The sequence below is a fragment of the Aquimarina agarivorans genome, assembly GCF_000218485.1.
Taxonomy (GTDB): Bacteria; Bacteroidota; Bacteroidia; order Flavobacteriales; family Flavobacteriaceae; genus Aquimarina; species Aquimarina agarivorans.
In genome coordinates, this window is record NZ_AFPB01000041.1 from 1 (window position 1) to 3,538 (window position 3,538).

At 35.8% G+C, this 3,538-nt stretch carries 3 protein-coding genes; all 3 read right to left on the bottom strand.

What is annotated here, in order from left to right:
* Window positions 1-29 precede the first annotated feature (29 nt).
* Entirely contained in the window at window positions 30-329 is a 300-nt protein-coding gene (locus tag GMC_RS0101920) for a hypothetical protein (RefSeq protein WP_010520551.1), read from the bottom strand.
* A gap of 8 nt (window positions 330-337) precedes the next feature.
* On the bottom strand, window positions 338-1,492 hold the full coding sequence (locus GMC_RS0101925) for a DegT/DnrJ/EryC1/StrS family aminotransferase (protein ID WP_010520552.1): 1,155 nt from the start codon (window positions 1,490-1,492) through the stop codon (window positions 338-340).
* A 550-nt stretch (window positions 1,493-2,042) separates the two neighbouring features.
* Window positions 2,043-3,368: a hypothetical protein gene (locus GMC_RS0101930; RefSeq protein ID WP_010520553.1), complete on the bottom strand. Its 1,326-nt coding sequence runs from the start codon at window positions 3,366-3,368 to the stop codon at window positions 2,043-2,045.
* Window positions 3,369-3,538: the final 170 nt, after the last annotated feature.

Sequence of the window (3,538 nt, forward strand, 5' to 3'; positions counted from 1 at the left end):
TTTTTGTTTGTGTAGTAACGCTGTTTGAGCTAAAGATTTAAAAATAGCTTATTATGCGTTTTGGAATAATATGCCGTAACGTATTGCTTTTCTTTGTATGCTTCGCAGTCTTTTTGATTTTTGAAAAAAATATAGTAAATCTGACCTTTGTAAGCAACAGCGACTACACTTTTGTCTCCCTTTAAGCGTTGTTTGCAGTTTACTTTTTCAATTCTAGCTTCCACGGAAATGGCATTTTTACGGGCATCGGTATCCGTTTTATTAATTTTAAAAAACCAAATAATTCCTGCTAAGGCGATTATTGCTAAAATTGCAGTTGTTACTTTCATTTTAATATTTATTTAGTTACAAAATCAATTACTGTTTTTGCAATAAATGCTATTTGTTCATCATCTAATTCCGTATGCATAGGCAAGGAAACTACTTCCTTAATTAACTGATTGGTTACTGGAAAATCAGCTTCGTTATAGCGTTCATCAATATAAGCTTTTTGTGAGTGCAAAGGAATAGGATAGTATACCCCACATGGAATTTCATTTTTTTGTAAATGCGCAACTAAAGCATCACGATCAATGCCTTTTACCTTTAAGGTATACTGATGAAATACATGGCAATCGCATGATTCACAAATGCCAGTACAACTAGTATGCGTTACTGGTATTTCAATTTGAGGAATACCTTTAAAAGCATCATTATACTTTCTGGCGGAAGCCCTACGCTTGGTATTGTATGTGTCCAGATTTGGTAATTTAGCCCGTAAGACTGCGGCTTGAATGGAGTCCAATCGGGAGTTAACACCAACAACGTCATGATGGTAACGCTGGTACATACCGTGATTTACGATACCACGAATGGTGTGCGCCAAGCCATCGTCATTGGTAAAAATAGCCCCTCCATCTCCATAACAACCTAAATTTTTAGAAGGGAAGAAAGAAGTAGAAGCTACGTGCCCTAAATTTCCAGTTTTCTTTTTAGTTCCATTGGCAAAGGTGTAATTGGCGCCAATACCTTGGGCATTATCTTCAATAACGTAAAGGTTGTGTTTTTTAGCAATTTCGAGTATTGCATCCATATTTGCAGCCTGTCCAAACAGGTGTACAGGAACGATAGCTTTTGTTTTGGGGGTGATTGCTTTTTCTATTGCTTTTGGATTAATGTTAAACGTATCAATTTCAACATCTACAAGTACTGGAGTAAGTTGTAACAAGGCAATTACTTCGACCGTTGCGGCAAAGGTAAAATCAGCTGTAATCACCTCATCACCAGGTTTTAAACCCAAACCCATCATTGCAATTTGTAAGGCGTCGGTACCATTAGCACAGGGAATTACATGTTGTACGCCTAAATAGGTTTCCAATTCTTTTTGAAACTTATGTACCTGAGGTCCATTAATAAAGGCAGTATTTTCTAATACTTCCTGTATACCATGGTTTACATTTTCCTTAATATCTTCGTATTGACCTTTAAGATCAACCATTTGTATTTTTTTCATAAATGAGGTAAGCTAACTTGTAATGCCACTACATAAAAAGTATTCGTGGCTTTTTTCAAAAATACAAAATATACTAGGTTTGATCAATTGAAATAACAAATGAGAGGAGCTTTGTAAAATCAGTTAATAATATTAATTAGGAACAAACTTAAATAGAGACAAGGTTATGAATCAAGCGTAAAAGCTGTGAAGTGATATCCGTAGGCATACATTTTATTAGTCTAAACAAGAAAAAGGATATTGATCTCACTTGAAACACTGGAGTAACTACTTTAGTTGGTAGTCCAATTCGTTTTTCAATAGTCAAAGCGTATTTTCAAACCTTGAAATTTGTGAAAAACGAGGTTGTACTTTCTAGAATTGAAGATTACCACACATCACTTTCCCCATAAATCCACCACCGGGTCAGTCAACATAGCATTCATCTCTGGCCTATCGGCAAGACGAATGCTTTATGTGTTGTGCGGTCGTACTTCTTATTCATTTCAAACTGAAATTTCAATAAATAGATATCGTATTGAAGAAGTCAGAATCTCGAAATCTCCTTGTTTCAATCATTGATGATTAAGGCAATTTCTTTACCGATAAATTGAGTGTTTGTTCCTTGGTCTAAAATAGTCATACCAGGAGTACAATATACAATGTTTTCTTCACAACCTTTTGGTATAATTAAATCAATAGCACCATTTATTGCCCCTCCAAAATAACTACGGATTACATTTTTATTTGCTCCTGGTAAAAGCCTAAGGTTTGCACGTCCTTCCCCAGAGGCGCCAATAAACCAAGTGTCAATTACGTTGCTACTACCACCAAGTATAATACCATCGGCATCTATTTGTCCCCCTTTTCTAGAATAGGAACCGCCATCGCTAAGTGGTAGCATTACTCCTGGTTCTTTGATGATTCCACCACGTATTTGTCCGCCATTACTTGTCCAATACAAATTACAGGATTCCGGACCAATTCCTTTTTTTCTTCCTTGGCGAACTATGTGCACGTTATTAAATTGCCAACCACTAAAATTATTAAAGTGTTTTGTTTCTTTAATAACACAGGGGCCATCACCATCAGCAAAACAAGAATTGCTTATAGAGTTTGCCCAATGTGCAGTTGTTTGTCCTTCTAGTTCTAAATCTTCATTACCTCCAAAATAAACAGGAAAATCAACATCTGCTGTATGTAGATTATCGACACGAATGGTATCAGTAAAACAAGTAGAAAGTAACCCATAAGATGCCATTGCCACACGTACATTAGAAATCGTAGTAGAGTCGTGGCTCATATCTAACCATATCGCAGCTCCTTTTCCTATTTCAGTAATCCGTTTTTGAGTTGGGTCTCTGTATAACCCTAAATCTTTAATCATAGGTAAGCTCATACGAAGGTCTATCCAATCTTTTTTATTTATCCCTTTGTTGTAAGCACCAATTCGTATTCCATTGGTTTTGAATCGAATATTAGTTCCGTGTTGCATTGGGAATTCTCCATTTGGATTTCCAAAACCTGGACGACGACCAATAATCGAACTCGGCACACGCATTTCAATGGCATCACCAGTAATTTGATAACATCCCGTTTCTAAAAATGCATCAAACTGATGAATATCTCCAGATTGAAGTTTTGAAAAACCAAGAACACCATCCTTGTTATGGTATAAGTTACCTTTGTAAATTTGTTCCATTTTACCCTTGGCATCCAATTGGTACTTTGGCGCTTCACCAGTTCCTTCACATCCATCAGCAATATTTATCAATTTGCCTTTAGGTATTTCTAAATCGGTATTGTATCCTGATTTATTTTCACAAGCTATTATTGAGCCACTTATAAAACCGGCAGTTCCTATAAGTGCTCCTTTACTAAATGATCTTCTGTCCATATTTTGTTTAATAGATTTTAATATTCTAGATTGTTTTGTATGTCGCACAACGGTTTTGTATAAGATTAGTTGCGTGGTTTAGCACGGAATTTAATAAATAAAAACCGAATAGAAAATCCGCGAGGATTTTCGTAAGTAAGCATAAACCAAGCAATTAATTTTATACGTTG

Coding starts and splice junctions, on each gene's coding strand:
- GMC_RS0101930 (WP_010520553.1), bottom strand. CDS start 3,368: ATGGACAGAAGATCATTTAGTAAAGGAGCACTTATAGGAACTGCCGGT.
- GMC_RS0101920 (WP_010520551.1), bottom strand. CDS start 329: ATGAAAGTAACAACTGCAATTTTAGCAATAATCGCCTTAGCAGGAATT.
- GMC_RS0101925 (WP_010520552.1), bottom strand. CDS start 1,492: ATGAAAAAAATACAAATGGTTGATCTTAAAGGTCAATACGAAGATATT.